The organism is Micromonospora sp. C28ISP2-4, assembly GCF_030519385.1.
Taxonomy (GTDB): domain Bacteria; phylum Actinomycetota; class Actinomycetes; order Mycobacteriales; family Micromonosporaceae; genus Micromonospora; species Micromonospora tulbaghiae.
In genome coordinates this window covers 1-18,218 of sequence record NZ_JAUMKG010000002.1, presented here as the reverse complement: position 1 = coordinate 18,218, position 18,218 = coordinate 1, and the positions used below count along the sequence as shown (strand labels likewise).

Below are 18,218 nucleotides of genomic sequence, written 5' to 3'. Positions count from 1 at the left end.
CATCGACTTCTCCTGATAGCTTCTTCCCACGATCAACTTGGTCGGCCGTGCTCTGGCGGGCCTACCAGATCGGCATTTGCTGCCAGGAAGAGGAGTAGAGACTCGTGAATCGCCTAAAACTCGGCGTCATTCTCACCGTCGGCGCCCTTATGGCGTCGGTTGGGCTCGCGGCCGCGCCGGCGCATGCCGCATCCCCGACTCCCTTCAGCATCTCGGCCGGTTCAGACTTTGGTCACACAAAGGGTGGCATCACCTGGTACAACCGATCAGTCGGTGTTCAAGGCGAGGTTTGCAATGGCGGAGGCACCACGACCGCAGCGTGGTTCTACTTCTACACCAACCGCACCGGTTCCGGCACCCCGCACAGTTACCAGAGTCGCACGGCCCCTGATGGCGCCTGTCGCAGTTTCAACTGGACCGAGGAAGGGCCCGTCGGCGGTATCCTGAGCGTTCACGTCTATCTCTGCGCGCCTGAGTGCGGCGTACCGCAGCTCCTCAAGCGGCCCTGAACAACCCGACCTCGTTATGGCGGTTAGGGCGGTGGTTGGGCAGCAGGGTCATGCGGCCTGATCAGCTCGGTGCGAATGCTGGCCGGCGGTGCCGGCCAGCAGTTCGCCGAGATGAGGCCGGGTACCTCACTTAACTCCGCAGCGGGACGACGGATTTGCGCTGTCTGACGAGGCGTGCCGACCGACCGAGGACAACTATCAGCGAGTGTCCCTCGGCGGGAAGTTGCGCCTTTGCCTGCGGAGCTTGGTCTTACCGCCGGGCAGTGGGGACGGCGTGCGACGCCTACGCTGTGCCGCACGGCGACAGGGGGTGTGGCCGGTGGGGTGTCGGCTGGGTATGTCGCCCTGCTGTTCGGCACGGCCGGTCTGGCGCTCGGGTGCCGACGACGTCGGCGGGAGCCGGATCGAGTTCCAGTACGGCGACGACGCCGACTGCGCGCTGTCCCAGCAGATGCGGCGCGCCGCCGAGACGCGCGGATGGCGGGAACTCCGCCGGGCGCCGGGCGCCTCGTGCGACGGCTGGCGGGCCGAGCGAGACGGGATGACGGTCACGCTCACCCATCCGGCGCGCGGGTCGAGGCTGAGCATCACGCAGTCCGTCCCCGGAGGGTTCCGCGCCGCCACGATCACCGGCGCCCTGCTCGGCGCCGTCGCCGGTGCCGCGCTGTTCTGGGCGGTGGCGCGGAGTCGTCGGCCGGCACCCCTGCTGGTCGGCACCCTCGTGACCGTCGCACTGTTCCCGGGGGCTGCCCTCACCTGGACGGATCTGGCCGCGAACCGGCTCGCCGAGCCGGTGTGGCCGGTCTGGCGCGGGCTCGCTCCCGCGCTGGTGCCGCTCTGGCTCGTGCTCCTTCTGGTCGGCGTGATCGTCCTCGCGAAGCGACGGGATCCGGCCGTGCCCGCCACCGACCCGGTCGCGACTGGGCATGCCGGCTGATCAGTGGACGCCCGACTCGTCGTACGGCACGCAGTCCCAGAGGGTGTTCGCACGCTCCCGGACGACCGCGAACACCGGCCGGGACAGCACGACATCGCCCGCCCGCTGCACGCGCACGACGATCCCCAGGTCATCGGACCCCGGATCACCTCCCGGGGCGTACTGCGGCGCTGTGCCACGCGCCAGCATGTAGCGCAGCGCGGCTGCGTTCCCGGCGAAGACCGGAAGCGGCGCGGGAACTAGAACACGATCCCAGGGGTGCGGGCTAGCCTGACCGCCGTGACATCGATCGAGCAACTTGAACGGGACGTCTGGCCGGACCCAGGCCAGGAGGCCACGTCTCTCGTGAGGCGCTGCGTGGAGCTACGACGCAAGCCGCTGGCTGAGTTCACGGTCGGAGACCTGCGCATCATGCTCGGGCAAGAAATCGGCGTGCCTGCTCTGCTGCCTCTCGCGTTGCAGGTCCTGCTTCGCGATCCGTTCGCGGAGGGCGACTACTACCCGGGTGACCTGCTCGCCAACGTGCTGCGGCTCCCCGAGTCGGCGTGGTCGGGCCTGCGAGCCGAACGGGAGCGGCTGCGATCTGTTCTGACCGAACTCGTCGCCGGTCGCCCGTTCTCCGACCCCGACCTTGAACCTCTCGAGCTGGATCGGGATCTGCACGACGCCGTCGTGCGGTTCCTCGGTCGGTGAGAGCGGCGGAGGTCATCTGCCGGCAAAGCGCTCTGATGGCATCATCGCTGCGTGCCTGTGATCGAAGTCGTCCTCGGTGACATCACCCAAGAGGACGTCGATGCCGTCGTTACCGTGGCGAATGAATCGCTGTTGGGTGGCGGGGCGCAAGGGCGGCCAGAGCAGCTATTGGCCAACGGATGGCCCACAAGCTCAGAGCAGGGGAGTGGCCGACCGGCCCAGGACCGGTGGATACAGGCTCTGACCTGGGGCGAGGCCGTGGAGCGGGCGACGGGAATCGAACCCGCACCGTCAGTTTGGAAGGTGCCTTGCATCGCTCTTATGGACGGTCTGGTCAAGGTGCTGACCAGCCATGGCGGCGGTCGGGAAACGCCAAGTGGTCCATGTGGTTGCCGTCCAATATCCCGCTGTTGGCCGGTGTTGACCGCTGCGTCGGGCACGGATCGGGCACGTCCAGGGCTGCCTGCTGTCGTATAGGGTCAGCCCGTGGAGTACGGCACCTTTGGTCCCATCGGCCTACTCGCCTGCGCAGGATGTAGTTGCCTGTTCCTGCTGGCTGTCGTGGGGCTCCTCGCTGCTTGGTGGAAGCCGAAGATCCAGCGAAAGTGGCCCCACCGGCCCTCTGGCCTGGCTTGCGTTCCTCGGTGCCTCTCGCTTTCGCTGTCGGCTGTGCCGGATCTGTGCCGCTGATCTTCGGATGCCCACGTAGCGACGACGGCTAACCGTTGGGGTGCGGGCAAGCAAGCCCTGGGCCCAGGGCTGGCCAGACTGTCGCGGCCGACTCCCTGTGACGGCGCTCTACCTGTAGCGCCAGGGGGCGGCAAGTCTGCACCAAAAGCCCTGGCAGAGCTTTCTGCCAGGGCTCTTGATGCTTTACGCCATCTCACTCACGATAAGTTGTGAAGGTGTTCATCCCGTTATGGGTTTCGTCGATGACGTCTATCGCAACCTTGCTTATCCCGCCAACCCGAGAGCTACCATCGAGCGTCTCGCTGCCAAAGCTGTACCACCCGCCGGTAGAGGAGGTTGTGCAGATGCGCTCCGAGTAAATGTCGGCAACCTCCCGGCCCTTTCCCCAGTAACCCCAGAAGTTGAAGCGGGCACAGTGGCTGGGCATGACGTAAAATTGGACATTGCCGAGCTGAACAGAGCGGTTCAGCCAACTCAGGTCCGCTGTAACCTTGGTGGCAAGGGCGCCCCCAGCATGGCTGTAGGAAGAAGAAACAACCTGGGCGGCGCTAGCCGGCAGCGCGCCGACGCCAAGTGAAGCCATCGTTGTCAAAACCGATAGCACCGCTGCCGATTTTACTCGCGGCATTTGATACCTCCCGTGTTAGCCGACACGGTGGACCCTAAGGCATTCAAACTCGCAAGATCAATAGGCTTTGCTATATGCGCTGGATGCACCTTCCGCGCCGAAGATCCTTATTGATATAATTGAAGCTTGTTGTGCATGGATTTCTGCCAAGGTCCCCACCGACAGCGCCAGTTGCCATCCCGTCTGCCGTCGACCCGCCCTCCTGGGGAGCGGGCCGCCGCCCGGGCCGCCACGTCAAGAGGGCCTTGACGCACGTTCGGACGCTGGCGGGTCGGGCGGTGGCCTGCTCGGCTTGCCCGGGTCGGTGGTAGGCGGGATGGCCTACCGCAGCCACCCACGGACCGTGACCCGCCGACGGGGCCCCGGCCATCCTGGAGCCGGAGAGCCCCCGCCGGAGGCGTAGTAGCCGCAACCCTGCGACCGCCGCCAGCTCGCCGACGCGGCTGGCGTGCGCTCCCCTCCGCCGCGCGGGCTCGTGGCCGCGCGGCCCGGTCGGCTGCCGGCCTACCCCTCCGCCGCCAATAGTCTGTCGTTCTGCGGCGGCCCTCCGGGCTTCCCGCTGTTCGCGCCAGCCGCCGGGCGTTAGGCGCGGCCGGAGCGGAGCGGCAGCGCAGTGCAGGCCGCGCGCCTTGGCGGCGGTGCGTGCGGCCCGTTGCGGGCCGCCTTGAAGACGTACAGAAAGTTCTCACCGATCGCCGGGCAGTCGGCCGGTTCGGGTGCGAAAGCGCTGCTCAGGCTGCGTAGACAGCGGTGGCGTCGTCGCTGCGCTTGTTGCGTGCCCACTTCATGCAAGAGGGGTCGGCGCCCTCAATGGCGCGTACTCGGCGGATCAGCTCCGTGGGACCGTTCTGCTCCAGGACGTCAAGCACGTCGGGCCAGTCAAGCAGCCCGAACAGGGCGACCAGGCGGGCGGCTCCGTCGGTGAGCACCGCGACCCGCCGCACGTTGTCGAGTGGGATCTCTCCGGTGATGGCGTGCTGAGCGGCGAACGGATCTGCGGCTGCTACCCAGTAGCCGCCGGGTTGGTTGCGAGCAGCCAGCTCGGCGTGCTTCATCCGCAGTAGCGCTGCCTGCTTCTCGGCTGACCCGAACGGGTGCCGGTCGGCCTCCTCGCGTTCGGCTCTGGCGGTCTTGTCCACCCGGTCGTCGGTGATGACCTGGATGCCGTCTGCCGTGTCGATGAGGACGGTGACGTCGCCGAGCACGAGGTATTCCAGCGCGGTGTCTCTGAGTCTCAGCATCGCTGTGGCTGCCGACGGGGTACCAGGGTGGCTGAGGTCGCAGGTTTCGCGGTGCTGGTCGGCGGTGAACCGGATGCCGTACATGAGCGCGTTCGCCAGCTCCGAGTCACGGTCGGCGGCCAGTCCGGCGAGGGCCGAGCCGAGCTTGGCGGCGTACCAGGCGATGCCATGGATGCAGCCGGTGCCGGTGCGAGCGGTAGCGCCGTCGAGGACCACGATCAGGCTTTCGCTTGCCATGGCCCAATCCTCGTTGGGGGAGGTCGGGTTGCCAGCCTCAGTAGCGGTTGCGACGCGCATCAGGCCACGCCCTCGCTGCGGTAGATCGGCGTCAGCGCCTCAACCTTCTTGATCGTGCGCTTAGCGGCGTCGTAGGCGCATGACACCAGCAGCGAGAACCGCCGGTTCTTGACCTCGCGGTACAGCTCGTCGAGGTGGTCTTCGAGGTACTGCGCGACACCCAGGGTGCCCATGGCGTGGATACCGGCGAGGTACAGGAACGTTCCTCGTCCATCCGGGCGGGGTAGCCGGCCGATGTACCCGTAGTCGATCGGCTTGCCGCTGTCCGACGGGGAGCGGAACTCCTCGCCCGTCTGGTGGTTTACCAGGTACAGACCCGCGTCATCCTTGCCGAAGCCCAGCTTGGCATCAGAGGCGAGCACCTGCCCGACGAAAGGCAGGATGCGAGGGCTGCCGACGACGACGAGGTTGGTTCGGTTGAGGTCGACCATGCCCGGCGGCGGGACCACCTCGTACTCGGTCTTCAAGCCGAGCCCTCGGGCGAGGTTGGACAGCTTCTCGTACGCGGCGAGCATTTCCGCCGAGACAACCGCGTACGGGTCCTTCTTGCCTGCCTCGAACTTGCCGCCGACGGCAACGGTCAGCGCACCCGTGCCCAACATCGCTCGTTCTGGCCTAGGCCCGGACGACAGGAGCTGGCCTACTCGGGCGCGGGTCATCCCGATCACCTGAGCGATCTGCGCCTGGGTCATGCCCTGAGACACCATGTCGTCAAGTGCCTCGCGACGTAGCCGGGACAGCTCGTTGACGGCCGCTTGGTGCTCATCGATGAGGTCACTGGCCTTACGTGCCCGTTCTCCCGGGTCTTCGATCTCGGCCAAGCCCTGTGGCGCGATCTCCACGGCCTCCCCCTGAAGGTGCGCTAGACGTCCAACGCACCTTATCGCAGAACAGGGCTTGACCCCAGCAAGGGGGCTTGCGTAACCTCAGCACACATCGATGCGCAACCCCCCTTTACAGAGGATACGGGGAGCGCAACGAAAAAGGCCCCGACGGGATTGCGGCCCGTCGAGGCCCGGTGCATCGGCCCTCTGCGAAAGGAATCACGATGCCTGTCCAGCCTACCGTTCACCCTGCTGTCTGCGCCTCGGGTCATTCTTCGGCGTTGTCTGATGCTCGCCTGCTGTCTGCGTTGGCGACGCTTCGGGACGCGCTGGCCCCTGGGGAGGCGCTGAACCTGCCTGCGGTGCTTGATCGCACCGCGTTGCTGGATGCCTTGTCCGTGCTCACCACGAACGCCACCACCGCTCCTGCTACCCGTCAGTTCACCTGGCCGTGGAAGAAGCTGCGTCAGTCTCGGGGCTGGTCGCAGCAGGAGGTGTTCCGCCGTCTGTGCAGGGTCGCCGCCAAGGATGGCGTGCGGCTGCCGGAGTGGCCCACCTTCAAGCGCAACCTGTGCCGCTGGGAGAGCGGCACCGTCACGGCATCTGCGTTCTACGAGGAGCTGCTGGGCCGGCTGTTTGGCCTGCCCGGCTGGGCCGTGGTCGAGGCTGACTACACCGCAGAGTTGTGGTGAGGCCGCGATGACCATCACGCCGGTCCGTCCGCTCATGTCCCCGCAGCCTCGCCGAGCGTCGGCTGCTGTCGTCCGCCTGGACGGCTTGACCAACGGTGAACTCGCCGTGGCTATCCACGCCGCCGGTATCCCGGCCAAGGCACACGCTCTGACCGCCGACCAACTCAAGGCCCTCGCGGTTGCCGGTATCGCCCGGCTCGGCCTGGCCGGTGTGTACCGGCTCGACGCCGAATCGCGGGCGGCCAACGTCGCCTACTGCGACAAGACCCGCTACGACCGTTCGGCCGACGTCCGCGCCGAACTCGCCACCACCCGCCGGATCTGGGGCTCCGACCGAAACGAACAAACGGCGGTCAACCTCGCCTGCCGACTCCTGGCGGCCATCCGCCGAGGCGAGGTGACGGCATGACCACCACCCCCGCCGCCCCGGCCTCGTATCGCTGGCGTCAACCCCGGCTTGCCCGGGGTTGGGAACCCGTCCAGCTCATCGGCCGCATGAAGATCCTCGCCGCCCGTGACGGGATCGAGCTGCCGAAGACCTACCAACTCGTCCGCGACATCTACCTGTGGGAACACCACCGGGCCGACCTGCCCGCTGCTGTGGCGTCCCTGCTCGGCCGGATCTTCGACGGACCCAACCCGTTCGCCACCGGCCACATCACCCACCTACCGATGAAGGCGGCCCGCACCCGTGGCCGCTGACCTGATCGCCGTTGTCCCGGACCAGGCTCGTCTTGGTCCGGGGCTTCGGCCCACCCCCACCACCGGCTCGGCGGGCTCGTTCACCGGCCGCGACGAGTCCGCGTTCCACCGGGCCACCACCCCCGGCTACTTCGGCTGGCTCGACCACGTGACGGCCGCCGCGGGCTGCTCCCACCCGATCCGCCTGGCCGGTGAGGTCGCCACCATCGACCGGGCCACCGGCCAACTCCTGGGCTCGATGTCGACCGCTGACTTGCCGGATGGGGAGATCTACAAGCCGTGCGGCAACCGCCGCCACGCGGTCTGCCCGTCCTGCGCCCGCACCTACCAACGCGACGCCTACCAACTCCTCCGCGCCGGGCTCACGGGCGGCAAAGGCATCCCCGCCTCGGTGGCCTCGCATCCGGCGGTGTTCGTCACCCTGACGGCCCCGTCGTTCGGCACCGTGCACACCCGGATCGTGAAGCGCCACACCTGCGCCGGCCGCCGCCGCTGCGACTGCCGCGCCGAACCCTGCCACCCCCGCCGCGCCACCGACCCCACCGCCCGGCCCTGTGAACACGGGCAGCAGACGGTGTGCTGGGCCAGACACGAGGCAGACGATGCCCGGCTGGGACAGCCGTTGTGCCTGGACTGCTACGACTACGACGCCCAAGTGGTGTGGAACCATGCCGCGCCGGAGTTGTGGCGCCGCACCACCATCGCCGTCACCCGCCACCTGCACGGCCGCGCCCGTCAGCTCGGCCTGCCCCCGGTCGTCCAGACCACCTCCAGCGGGAAGGTCCGCCGGGTGACGCCGGTGAAGCCGTCGTTCGGGAAGGTCGCGGAGATGCAACGCCGCGCCGTGGTCCACTACCACGCCATCGTCCGCCTCGACGGCGTCACCGGCGACCCGGACACCATCGTCGCCCCGGTCGGCCTCGGCGTTGACGACCTGGTCGCCGCCATCGAACACGCTGCCGCCACCGTCGCCTTCACCACCCGCCCCCACCCCAACCGGCCCGAAGGCTGGCACATCACCTGGGGCGACCCGGACAAGGGCATCGACGTACGCGCGATCACCGCCGACGGTGAGATCACCGACGGCAAAGCAGCCGGTTACCTCGCCAAGTACGCCACCAAGTCCACCGAGGCCACCGGGCACGTCTCCCGCCGTCTCGACGGCGAGGTCGTCGACCTCTACGCCGACGAGCACGGCACCCACCCGGAACGGCTCATCGACGCCTGCTGGACCCTTGGCCGCCACGGCGACTGGCAACAACTCCGACGGTGGGCGCACATGCTCGGCTTCGGCGGCCACTTCCTCACCAAAAGCCGCCGCTACTCGGTCACCTTCCGCATCCTGCGCGACGCCCGCACCATCTGGCGACGCACCGATGGCGGCCACGAACACGCCGACCAACCCGACGACGAGGACACCACACTGATCGTCGGGTTGCTCACCTACGCCGGTTCCGGCTGGCGCACCACCGGAGACGCCCTCCTGGCCAACACCGCCGCCGCCATGGCCAGAGAGCGACACGAGATCGCACGAGAGGAGATCACCGCTGCCGCCTGAAACTGCACGACCCTGACCACCCTCACGAAAGGAGTACCGCGCTGAACGAACCCCGCAACGTCGACATGCTCACCGTCGAACAAGCCGCCAAGCGCCTCGGCACCGGAGTCCGCTTCGTGCGCCGCATCGTCGCTGAACGCCGCATCCGCTTCTACAAGGTCGGCAAGTACGTCCGGTTCCACCCCGACGACATCGCCGACTACATCCGTCAAGGACGCATTGACGCCATCCGGCCCGTCCTGCACTACCGGAAGGGAGAACACGTCTATGGCTAGCAAGCGCCGCTTCGGCCGTATCCGCAAACTCCCGTCCGGCCGGTACCAGGCCCGCTACCCCGGCCCGGACGGCATCGACCGGCCAGCACCACACACCTTCGCCCGCAAGACCGACGCCGACCGGTGGCTCACCGCTGTGGAAGCCGACATTCTCAAGGGCACCTGGCATGACCCGAACCGGGGGCGGGTCGAGCTGGGGAAGTATGTGACCACCTGGATCGACCATCGGCCGAACCTGCGGCCACGGACTGTCGACCTCTATCGGTGGCTCTCGCGTAAGTACATCGAACCGACCCTGAGCGCGGTTCTGCTCAGTGACCTCACGCCTGGCCGGGTCCGGGCCTGGTACGCCGAACTTGTCGCGGCTGGCGCAACCGCCACTATGACTGCCAAGGCGTACCGACTGCTGCACGCGGTGCTTTCCACCGCCGTTGACGATGAGCTGATTCGCCGCAACCCTTGCCGCATCAAGGGAGCGGGCGAGCACCACACGCCCGAGCGACCCGTGGCGACCATCGCCCAGGTCCTCGACATCGCCAGCCGGGTACCCGCACGCTTCCGTGCCTTGGTGCTGCTGGCCGCCTTCACGAGCCTCCGCTACGGCGAACTCGCGGCGCTACGCCGCACTGACCTCGACCCGCGCTGCCAGACCGTTACGGTCCGCGCGACCCTGGTCGAGATGTCTGACGGACGCATGATCTTCGGCCCGCCCAAGTCGGCTGCTGGTCGCCGTGCCGTCACCATCCCGGCGGCTATCCGCCCGGACCTTCGGTGTCACCTGCGTGACTTCACCGCCGACGACGCTGACGCCTTGGTATTCACCGGCGCGAAGGGCGCTGCCTTGCGCCGCTCCAACTTCCAGAAGGCGGCCGGCTGGTCCGCCTCGGTGGCTGCCGCCGGTCTTCCCGGCTTCCACTTTCACGATCTGCGCCACACCGGCAACACTCTCGCCGCTGGCACTGGTGCCAGCCTGGCTGACCTGATGGCGCGCATGGGACACGGCTCGACCCGGGCCGCGATGATCTACCAGCACGCGACGGCCGAGCGTGACAAGTCCATCGCGGGAGCGCTCAGCGCCAGCATCGCCAAGGAACGTGATCGGACACGTAGCGGGCACGTCCGCAAGGGCAAGGGATAAGTATGGATGCGGCCCAGGTCGGAATTCGCCTCTGACCTGGGCCACCATCGCTGAGCGGGCGACGGGAATCGAACCCGCACCGTCAGTTTGGAAGACTGAAGCTCTGCCATTGAGCTACGCCCGCGAGCGCCCCACCACAGCAGGGCGCGCCGACAGCGTACCGAATCACCCCCGCCGCCGTGCAGCGTGTACCCCGCGCACGCCGCCGGCCGTCAAGATCCACACCACTTCGGCGAGGTGGCGCCTTCCTGCGCCCCCGGATCCAGCCACTTCCCCGAAGTGGCGCCCGCCGCGCCCGCCCGACGGCGTCCGGCGCCGCCCGCCACACCGCACGCCGCGCCCCGGTCACCCCCACGGAGGGCCGGACGGCATACACTCTTCGTCGCCACCGGGGTGTGGCGCAGCTTGGTAGCGCACTCGCTTTGGGAGCGAGGGGCCGTGGGTTCAAATCCCGCCACCCCGACTGTCGTTCGCGACCGGATCGTCCCGGGAACCGCCGGTTTTTTCCGCGCGGTGCCCGGGCCCTGCCGATGCCGTCGGCCGGCTCGCCTACACTCGATGCGCGCAATCACGCCCCAGACTCAACACCCAGATCCGTCAAGGAGTACGCCTGTGAAGAGCACCGTCGAGACTCTGAGCCCGACGCGCGTGCGGCTCGCCATCGAGGTGCCGTTCGTCGAGCTCGAGCCGAGCCTCAAGAAGGCGTACCGGGAGATCGGCCAGCAGGTCCAGGTTCCCGGCTTCCGCCGGGGCAAGGTTCCCAGCGCGGTGATCGACCAGCGGGTGGGCCGGGGGACCGTCCTCAACGAGGCGATCCAGGAGGCCATCCCGCAGAACATCCTGGCTGCGGTCCGGGAGCACGACCTGAAGACGCTCGGCCGTCCCGAGGTCGACATCACGGAGTTCAACGACGGTGACTCGCTCAACTTCACCGCCGAGGTGGACGTCCGGCCGGAGATCACCCTGCCGGACCCGGCCACCATCGAGGTGACCGTCGACGAGATCGAGATCGCCGACAGCGAGATCGACGAGCAGATCAACAGCCTGCGTGAGCGCTTCGCCACGCTGAAGACCGTCGAGCGGGCCGCCCAGGAGGGCGACTTCGTGCAGATCGACCTGAACGCCACGGTCGACGGCGAGGAGGTCCCGGGCGGTTCGGCGAGCAACATCTCGCACGAGGTGGGCAGCAAGCAGCTCCTGCCGGGTCTGGACGAGGCGCTGGTCGGCCTGGCCGCCGGCGACAGCACCACCTTCACCACGCAGCTCGTCGGTGGCGACTTCGCCGGCCGCGACGCCGACGTGGCGGTGACCGTCCGCACGGTCAAGGAGAAGGAGCTCCCCGAGCTCAACGACGACTTCGCGCAGATGGCCAGCGAGTTCGACACCATCGACGAGCTGCGCGGCGACCTGCGGGAGCGGGTCACCCGGGGCAAGCAGGTCGAGCAGATCTACGCCGCCCGCGACAAGGCCCTGGAGCAGATGGTGGCCGCCGCCGAGGTGCCGGCGCCCGAGGGCGTCGTCAAGGAGGAGGTCGAGAGCCGCAAGGCCGCGATGGTCGACCAGCTCGAGCGCATCGGCGCCTCCCTGGAGGAATACCTCGCGGCGGAGGAGAAGACCGAGGAGCAGATCGACGCCGAGCTGACCGAGGCGGCGACCGACGGCGTCAAGATCCAGCTCCTGCTGGACACCCTGGCCGACGCCGAGGACGTGCAGGTCTCCGACGACGAGTTCGGTCACGAGATCGTGCACCGCGCGCAGCGCGCCGGCATGGCCCCGCAGCAGTACTACGACCAGCTGGTCCGCTCCGGCGCCGCCGCGGCCGTCTTCGGTGACGTCCGCCGGGGCAAGGCGCTCGCCGCGGTGATGGAGAAGATCAAGATCAAGGACTCGGCGGGCAACGAGGTCTCCCTCGACGCGCTGCGGGCCCAGAACGAGGCCGAGCACGACCACCAGCACTGATCATCGGGGGTGTCGGCCGCCGTCCCGCGCTGCGCGCCGGGAGGCGGCCGAAACCCTTTCCGGGGTACGCCGTGCGGGTGACTGCGCTGAGAGCGAACAGTGCCCCGACCGGGAGTACGCCTCCCGGCTGAGCGGTTAGTGTCGGGTAGGACGGTACGGAGAGCGAAGGGCTGCCATGACCGACATGCACATCCCCAAGAAGTCGCTCCGGGTGAACGAGGCCCGCGGTGGCGACTCCATTGGCAACCTCGACGACTCGGTCTACAACCGGTTGCTCAAGGAACGGATCATCTTCCTGGGCAGTGAGGTGAACGACCAGGTGGCCAACCGCATCTGCGCGCAGCTCCTGCTGCTCGCTGCGGAGGACCCGGACCGCGACATCTTCCTCTGGATCAACTCGCCGGGTGGCTCGGTCTACTCCGGCATGGCGATCTACGACACGATGCAGTACATCGACAACGACGTCTCGACCGTGGCGATGGGCATGGCGGCCTCCATGGGCCAGCTGCTGCTCTGCGCGGGCACCAAGGGCAAGCGCTACGCCCTGCCGCACGCGCGGATCATGATGCACCAGCCCTCGGGTGGCCTCGGCGGCACCGCGTCGGACATCGCGATCCAGGCCGAGCAGATGCTCTACACCAAGCGGATGTTCCAGGAGCGGGTCGCGTTCCACACCGGCCAGTCCCAGGCGCAGATCGAGGCGGATTCGGACCGTGACCGCTGGTTCACCGCCCAGGAGGCCATGGACTACGGCTTCATCGACAAGGTGATCATCGGGGCCGCGCAGGTTCCGGATGGCGCCGGGACCCTGAGCTGACCGAGGAGCTGACGATGACCGACCTGAGCCTGCCGCCCCAGTTCGCGGCCGTGCACAACCGTTACGTCCTGCCGTCGTTCGTCGAGCGCACGTCGTACGGGATGAAGGAGTCCAACCCGTACAACAAGCTCTTCGAGGACCGGATCATCTTCCTCGGCGTCCAGGTGGACGACGCGTCGGCCAACGACGTGATGGCCCAGCTGCTGACGCTGGAGGGCACCGACCCGGACCGCGACATCATCATGTACATCAACTCGCCCGGTGGCTCCTTCACCGCCATGACGGCGATCTACGACACCATGCAGTACGTCCGCCCGGACATCCAGACCGTCTGCCTCGGGCAGGCGGCCAGCGCGGCGGCGGTGCTGCTCTCCGCGGGCACCCCTGGTAAGCGGATGGCGCTGCCGAACTCCCGGATCATCATCCACCAGCCGGCCACCGAGGGTGGCTACGGTCAGGGCTCGGACATCGAGATCCAGGCGCGGGAGATCCTGCGGATGCGGACCCAGCTGGAGGACATGCTCTCCAGGCACTGCAACCGCCCGATCGAGCAGGTTCGCAAGGACATCGACCGTGACAAGATCATGACGGCCGAGGAGTCCAAGGAGTACGGGCTGGTCGACACGATCCTGACCAGCCGCAAGAAGGGTCTGCTGGCGTCGCACGCCGCGGGCTGAGCAACGTGTGGTCGGAGGTCGGTCGGGGTATCGTTCCCGGTCGACCTCTGACACACCCGTTTTGGGGGTCGGAGAAAACCCGGCCACCGGGTAACGTCGGGTCTGTACCGCTCCGCCGGTCGGATCAGGTGGAGCCGACAGCATGGTGGGACGACAGGACGGACGGGCGCCCCGGCGCCCGCAGGTCAGGGCCGGCGTTCCGGCCGACGAGTGCAGGGAGAACGTAGGTGGCACGGATCGGTGACGGCGGCGACCTACTGAAGTGCTCCTTCTGCGGCAAGTCGCAGAAGCAGGTCAAGAAGCTCATCGCGGGCCCTGGTGTCTACATCTGCGACGAGTGCATCGATCTCTGCAACGAGATCATCGAAGAGGAGCTGGCCGAGTCCGGCGAGGTGAAGTGGGAAGAGCTTCCCAAGCCGATGGAGATCTGCCAGTTCCTCGACAACTACGTCGTCGGTCAGGAGCAGGCCAAGAAGGCGCTCGCCGTCGCGGTCTACAACCACTACAAGCGGATCCAGGCCGAGGCCGCTGGCGCGCCGGGCTCCGGCACCGACGGCGTCGAGCTGGCCAAGTCCAACATCCTGCTGCTCGGCCCGACCGGCTGCGGCAAGACGCACCTGGCGCAGACGCTCGCCCGGATGCTCAACGTCCCGTTCGCCATCGCCGACGCAACCGCGCTCACCGAGGCGGGCTACGTCGGTGAGGACGTCGAGAACATCCTGCTGAAGCTCATCCAGGCGGCCGACTACGACATCAAGCGCGCCGAGACCGGCATCATCTACATCGACGAGGTCGACAAGATCGCCCGCAAGTCGGAGAACCCGTCGATCACCCGCGACGTCTCCGGCGAGGGCGTGCAGCAGGCGCTGCTGAAGATGCTGGAAGGCACAGTCGCCAACGTGCCGCCGCAGGGTGGGCGCAAACACCCGCACCAGGAGTTCATCCAGATCGACACCACGAACGTGCTGTTCATCTGCGGTGGCGCGTTCGCCGGGCTCGACCAGATCATCGAGGCCCGCACGGGATCCGGCGGCACCGGCTTCGGCGCCCGCCTCCGGTCGGTGTCGGAGCGGTCGACCGACGACATCTTCAGCCAGGTCATGCCGGAAGACATGTTGAAGTTCGGGCTCATCCCCGAGTTCATCGGCCGGCTGCCGGTGATCACCAACGTGCGCAGCCTCGACCGCTCCGCGCTGGTGCGGATCCTCACCGAGCCGCGCAACGCGCTGGTCCGGCAGTACCAGCGCCTGTTCGAGCTGGACGGCGTCGAGCTGGAGTTTGAGCAGCCCGCACTGGAGGCCATCGCCGACCAGGCGATGCTCCGCGGCACCGGCGCCCGTGGCCTGCGGGCGATCATGGAGGAGGTGCTCCTCTCCGTGATGTACGAGGTGCCGAGCAACCCCGACGCCGCCCGGGTGCTGATCACCCGCGAGGTGGTCCTGGAGAACGTCAACCCGACGATCGTGCCCCGCGAGTTCACCGGCCGGCGCCGGCGGGACCGCGAGGAGAAGTCGGCCTGAACCGCCGTTCGCGACCGCGCCCGGGTCAGCTCGGGCGCGGTCCGCGTGAGCGGGTCCGCCGGTCCCATTCGCCCGACGGGGTGACCACCACCATCATCAGACGCAGCGGCCCGTCGCCGGCCGCGCGGTAGCCGTGTTCCCGGTCGGCGTGGAACTCGACAGTTTCGCCGGCGCGTACCTCGTGGTCGACGCCGTCGACTGTGACGGTCGCGGCGCCGTCGAGCACGTGCAGGATCTCCCGGGTGCCGTGGGCGTGGTCGGGGGACTGCAACGCCTCCCCGGGTTCCATCCGCCAGTCCCACAGCTCGACCAGGTCGGGTTCGCCGAGGCCGCTGAGCAGACGCGCCTTGCCGCCGTTCGGGCCGCGCCACAGCACCGGCGCCTCGTCCGCCGCGCTGACCCGTACGGTGCTCTCCTCGGCGGGCTCCAGCAGCCGGGCGATGCTGACGCCGAACGCGTCGGCGACCCGGCAGAGCGTGCCGATGCTGGGGTTCGTCCTGGCCCCCTCGATCTGCACCAGCATGCCCTTGCTGACCCCGGACCGGCCGGCCAGTTCCTCGAACGACCAGCCACGGGCGGCGCGTAGCTCACGTACCTGGCGGGCGACAGCGGAGGTCACCGCGCCGACCCGTCCGCTTGCGTCGGTCATCACACTGTCCTTCACGGTCACTATTGTGGTACGACTGCGGGGTGCTCCCCATTGTCCTCGCCGCCGTGTCCGCGCTCGCCTTCGGCACCGCTGACTTCGCCGGCGGCAAGGCGTCCCGTCGTGCCGACCCGATCGCCGTGACCGTGGTGTCGCAGATCCTCAGCGTTCCGCTGCTGCTCGTCCTCGTCCTCGTGGTGCCCGGCTCGCCGAGCGCGCTCGACCTGGGGTGGGGGCTGCTCGCCGGTGTGGCGGGCGCGGGTGGCGTCATGCTGCTCTACCGCGCGCTCGCCACCGGCGTGATGGCCGTCGTCGCCCCGGTCACCGCGATCACCGCGGCGATCGTGCCGATCGTCGCCGGCCTGGTCGTCGCGCACTCCCCGGGCGCCGTCGCGCTCGGCGGCGCCGGGCTCGCCGTGGTCGCCATCGGGCTGGTCAGCCTGGGGGAGCGCGGTGCGGCGCGCCGCGTCTCCGGCCGCGTGCTCGGCACCGCACTGGCCGCCGGGCTGCTCTTCGGCATCTTCTTCGCGCTGCTCGGCCAGGCCGACGAGACCGCCGGCATGTGGCCGGTCCTGGCGGTACGCGTCAGCTCCATCGCATTCGGCCTCGCGCTCGCCGTCCGCACCGGCGCACGTCTGCGCCTGGGCCGGCGGGTGCTCGGCTGGGCCGCGGCGGCGGGCCTGCTCGACTCCGCCGCGAACGCGCTCTTCCTCACCGCGGCGGGCCGGGGGCACCTGAGCGTGGTGGCCGCCATCGCCTCGCTCTACCCGGCGAGCACCGTCCTGCTCGCGCTCGCCGTCGACCGGGAACGCCTCCGGCCGGCACAGGTCGCGGGGCTCGGCTTCGCCGCGGCAGCGCTCGTCCTCTCCAGCGTCTGAGCCCTGTTGCGCGCCTGCTTCCGCCCGTACCCTCTCCTCATGCGCGTCGCCGTCTGCCAGCTCAACGCCCGTGACGACCGGGCGGCGAACCTCGCCGCCGCCGAGGCCCTGCTGATCAGGGCGGCGGCGGCCGGCGCGGATCTCGCCCTCCTTCCCGAGTACGTCGACTACCTCGGTCACGCCGACCGGATGCCGCCGGCCGAGTCGGTCGACGGCACGGTGGGGCGGTTCTTCGCGGAGACCGCCCGCAGGCTGGGCATGTGGGTGATCGCCGGCTCGTTCCACGAGGCGGGTCCGGACCCGGCGCACACCTGGAACACCTCCCTGGTCTTCGACCGTGAGGGCGCGCTCGCCGCCGCGTACCGGAAGATCCATCTGTACGACGTGGAGATCCCCGGCCGGGTCTCCTACCTGGAGTCGGCGACCGTCGCACCCGGCGAGAAGCCCGTGGTGGTCGACGTCGAGGGCCTCCGGGTGGGCCTGTCCATCTGTTACGACCTGCGGTTCCCGGAGTTGTACCGGCAGCTCGCGACCGACGGCGGCGCCGAACTGCTCGTGGTGCCGGCGGCGTTCATGATGCACACCGGGCGGGACCACTGGGAGGTGCTGCTGCGGGCCCGGGCGATCGAGAACCAGTGCTTCGTGGCGGCGGCGGGCCAGACAGGCGACCACGACCCGGGCCGGACCTGCTTCGGGCGCAGCATGGTGGTCGACCCGTGGGGGACGGTGCTGAGCCAGGTCGCCGACGGTCCGGGGCTGGCCGTCACCGAGCTCGACCTGGAGCGTCTGCGGACGATCCGCGCGGAGCTGCCCAGCCTGGCCAACCGCCGGCTCTGACCGCGGTCAGCCCCCGAAGAGCAGGCCCAGGGCGGCGATCCCGGCGATCGCCGCCGCAGTGACCAGGAGAGCGGTCGTCATCCGGGAGGGGCCGCGCCGGGCCAGGCGCCTGACCGACAGCAGCAGTACGGCGAGCACGACGGCCCCGATCACCAACTGCCAGAACGGCAGCAGGAGGCCGAGCAGAGCGTCCTCGGCTACGGCCGGGACCGGGGACGGATCATCCATGCCGACCACTCTGACACGACGCCGCTCCCGGCGTCCCCCTTCGACGGTGGCCCTCTGGCGGACCGTCCCGCCCGCCCAATGACGATCATTGATTTGCCCTCAGGGGCGGGGCCGCGTAACTTTCTCTCTGCACGCGGGAGGCCGGGCAAACCGGCCGAGAGCGGGCGCCAGGCTGGTGGCGGTGACGCCGAGCCAGACTGAGACTCGGGCGGTGCTCGACACTCCGGAACACGGAGTTGCGAACGCGAAGCCGACCGGGTAGAGTTCGAAAGCCGGCAGGGAGCCGGGCGGGTGGTCGCGAGAGCGACGCCGGCCGGTCCGCCGAAACCCACGACAGCAACGACCACCGGAAACGGTGAGCGTCAGCGTGGGTCTGGTCGAACCAAGTTGATCACCTCGGACACGAGGTTGACGACGGAAGCGAGACCGAGTAGGTTGGAGAGGTTGCCCCAAACGGGGGTTCCGCTGATGC

Annotated in this window: 20 protein-coding genes, 2 tRNA genes and 1 pseudogene; 17 read left to right on the top strand and 6 right to left on the bottom strand. The window is 68.8% G+C overall.

Features of this window, described 5'->3' with window-relative positions:
• Positions 1 to 104 precede the first annotated feature (104 nt).
• The 4 genes and pseudogenes from Q3W68_RS08810 to Q3W68_RS08795 all read left to right on the top strand — a co-directional run.
• Complete coding sequence (locus Q3W68_RS08810) at positions 105 to 509, top strand: hypothetical protein (protein WP_302905008.1); 405 nt, start codon at positions 105 to 107, stop codon at positions 507 to 509.
• Positions 510 to 846: 337 nt separating this feature from the next.
• Positions 847 to 1,446 carry a hypothetical protein gene (locus tag Q3W68_RS08805; protein WP_302905007.1) on the top strand — a complete coding sequence of 200 codons (600 nt, stop codon included), beginning with the start codon at positions 847 to 849 and terminating at the stop codon, positions 1,444 to 1,446.
• 279 nt (positions 1,447 to 1,725) lie between these two features.
• Positions 1,726 to 2,139, top strand: coding sequence for a contact-dependent growth inhibition system immunity protein (locus tag Q3W68_RS08800; RefSeq protein WP_302905006.1), 414 nt, complete (start codon positions 1,726 to 1,728; stop codon positions 2,137 to 2,139).
• 51 nt (positions 2,140 to 2,190) lie between these two features.
• Positions 2,191 to 2,283 (top strand): annotated as a pseudogene (locus Q3W68_RS08795) (RNase III inhibitor); the annotation flags it as partial.
• Between the two features lie 739 nt (positions 2,284 to 3,022).
• Here Q3W68_RS08795 and Q3W68_RS08790 read toward each other — a convergent pair.
• From Q3W68_RS08790 to Q3W68_RS08780, 3 genes are all read right to left on the bottom strand, one after another.
• Entirely contained in the window at positions 3,023 to 3,433 is a 411-nt protein-coding gene (locus Q3W68_RS08790) for a hypothetical protein (RefSeq protein WP_302905005.1), read from the bottom strand.
• A 755-nt stretch (positions 3,434 to 4,188) separates the two neighbouring features.
• Positions 4,189 to 4,935: a protein phosphatase 2C domain-containing protein gene (locus Q3W68_RS08785; RefSeq protein WP_302905004.1), complete on the bottom strand. Its 747-nt coding sequence runs from the start codon at positions 4,933 to 4,935 to the stop codon at positions 4,189 to 4,191.
• Positions 4,936 to 4,994: 59 nt separating this feature from the next.
• A complete protein-coding gene (locus tag Q3W68_RS08780) occupies positions 4,995 to 5,837 on the bottom strand; it encodes a sigma-70 family RNA polymerase sigma factor (RefSeq protein ID WP_302905003.1) in 843 nt (280 codons plus the stop codon).
• A 206-nt stretch (positions 5,838 to 6,043) separates the two neighbouring features.
• On the opposite strand from Q3W68_RS08780, the gene Q3W68_RS08775 reads away from it, so the two are divergent.
• From Q3W68_RS08775 to Q3W68_RS08750, 6 genes are all read left to right on the top strand, one after another.
• Positions 6,044 to 6,511: an XRE family transcriptional regulator gene (locus Q3W68_RS08775; RefSeq protein ID WP_302905002.1), complete on the top strand. Its 468-nt coding sequence runs from the start codon at positions 6,044 to 6,046 to the stop codon at positions 6,509 to 6,511.
• Between the two features lie 7 nt (positions 6,512 to 6,518).
• On the top strand, positions 6,519 to 6,920 hold the full coding sequence (locus Q3W68_RS08770) for a hypothetical protein (RefSeq protein ID WP_302905001.1): 402 nt from the start codon (positions 6,519 to 6,521) through the stop codon (positions 6,918 to 6,920).
• Positions 6,917 to 7,213: a hypothetical protein gene (locus Q3W68_RS08765; RefSeq protein ID WP_151013681.1), complete on the top strand. Its 297-nt coding sequence runs from the start codon at positions 6,917 to 6,919 to the stop codon at positions 7,211 to 7,213. The genes Q3W68_RS08770 and Q3W68_RS08765 overlap by 4 nt, the downstream gene beginning before the upstream one ends.
• Positions 7,203 to 8,771, top strand: a complete 1,569-nt coding sequence (locus Q3W68_RS08760; protein WP_302905000.1) for a replication initiator — start codon at positions 7,203 to 7,205, stop codon at positions 8,769 to 8,771. The genes Q3W68_RS08765 and Q3W68_RS08760 overlap by 11 nt, the downstream gene beginning before the upstream one ends.
• A 65-nt stretch (positions 8,772 to 8,836) precedes the next feature.
• On the top strand, positions 8,837 to 9,046 hold the full coding sequence (locus tag Q3W68_RS08755) for a helix-turn-helix domain-containing protein (RefSeq protein ID WP_302904999.1): 210 nt from the start codon (positions 8,837 to 8,839) through the stop codon (positions 9,044 to 9,046).
• Positions 9,039 to 10,184 carry a site-specific integrase gene (locus tag Q3W68_RS08750; protein WP_302904998.1) on the top strand — a complete coding sequence of 382 codons (1,146 nt, stop codon included), beginning with the start codon at positions 9,039 to 9,041 and terminating at the stop codon, positions 10,182 to 10,184. The genes Q3W68_RS08755 and Q3W68_RS08750 overlap by 8 nt, the downstream gene beginning before the upstream one ends.
• Positions 10,185 to 10,237: 53 nt before the next feature.
• On the opposite strand, the gene Q3W68_RS08745 is transcribed toward Q3W68_RS08750, so the two are convergent.
• A tRNA-Gly gene (locus tag Q3W68_RS08745) sits at positions 10,238 to 10,308 on the bottom strand.
• Between the two features lie 265 nt (positions 10,309 to 10,573).
• Between Q3W68_RS08745 and Q3W68_RS08740 the strand changes: the two genes are divergently transcribed.
• The 5 genes from Q3W68_RS08740 (at position 10,574) to clpX (ending at position 15,157) form a co-directional block, all read left to right on the top strand.
• Positions 10,574 to 10,647, top strand: a tRNA-Pro gene (locus Q3W68_RS08740).
• Between the two features lie 149 nt (positions 10,648 to 10,796).
• Positions 10,797 to 12,143 (top strand): trigger factor, encoded by a 1,347-nt coding sequence (gene tig / locus Q3W68_RS08735; RefSeq protein ID WP_302904997.1) that lies wholly within the window; start codon positions 10,797 to 10,799, stop codon positions 12,141 to 12,143.
• Positions 12,144 to 12,318: 175 nt separating this feature from the next.
• Positions 12,319 to 12,960: an ATP-dependent Clp protease proteolytic subunit gene (locus Q3W68_RS08730; RefSeq protein WP_013288035.1), complete on the top strand. Its 642-nt coding sequence runs from the start codon at positions 12,319 to 12,321 to the stop codon at positions 12,958 to 12,960.
• Between the two features lie 14 nt (positions 12,961 to 12,974).
• A complete protein-coding gene (locus Q3W68_RS08725; protein WP_013288034.1) occupies positions 12,975 to 13,637 on the top strand; it encodes an ATP-dependent Clp protease proteolytic subunit in 663 nt (220 codons plus the stop codon).
• 227 nt (positions 13,638 to 13,864) lie between these two features.
• Positions 13,865 to 15,157 (top strand): ATP-dependent Clp protease ATP-binding subunit ClpX, encoded by a 1,293-nt coding sequence (gene clpX / locus Q3W68_RS08720; RefSeq protein WP_013288033.1) that lies wholly within the window; start codon positions 13,865 to 13,867, stop codon positions 15,155 to 15,157.
• Positions 15,158 to 15,182: 25 nt separating this feature from the next.
• Here the strand turns inward: clpX and Q3W68_RS08715 are convergent, their stop codons facing one another.
• Positions 15,183 to 15,806 carry a helix-turn-helix domain-containing protein gene (locus Q3W68_RS08715; protein WP_302904996.1) on the bottom strand — a complete coding sequence of 208 codons (624 nt, stop codon included), beginning with the start codon at positions 15,804 to 15,806 and terminating at the stop codon, positions 15,183 to 15,185.
• Positions 15,807 to 15,847: 41 nt separating this feature from the next.
• Here Q3W68_RS08715 and Q3W68_RS08710 point away from each other — a divergent pair, with 41 nt between their 5' ends.
• Positions 15,848 to 16,681, top strand: a complete 834-nt coding sequence (locus tag Q3W68_RS08710; RefSeq protein ID WP_302904995.1) for a DMT family transporter — start codon at positions 15,848 to 15,850, stop codon at positions 16,679 to 16,681.
• Positions 16,682 to 16,720: 39 nt separating this feature from the next.
• Complete coding sequence (locus Q3W68_RS08705) at positions 16,721 to 17,518, top strand: carbon-nitrogen hydrolase family protein (RefSeq protein ID WP_302904994.1); 798 nt, start codon at positions 16,721 to 16,723, stop codon at positions 17,516 to 17,518.
• Between the two features lie 6 nt (positions 17,519 to 17,524).
• Here the strand turns inward: Q3W68_RS08705 and Q3W68_RS08700 are convergent, their stop codons facing one another.
• Positions 17,525 to 17,746: a hypothetical protein gene (locus tag Q3W68_RS08700; protein ID WP_302904993.1), complete on the bottom strand. Its 222-nt coding sequence runs from the start codon at positions 17,744 to 17,746 to the stop codon at positions 17,525 to 17,527.
• Positions 17,747 to 18,218: the final 472 nt, after the last annotated feature.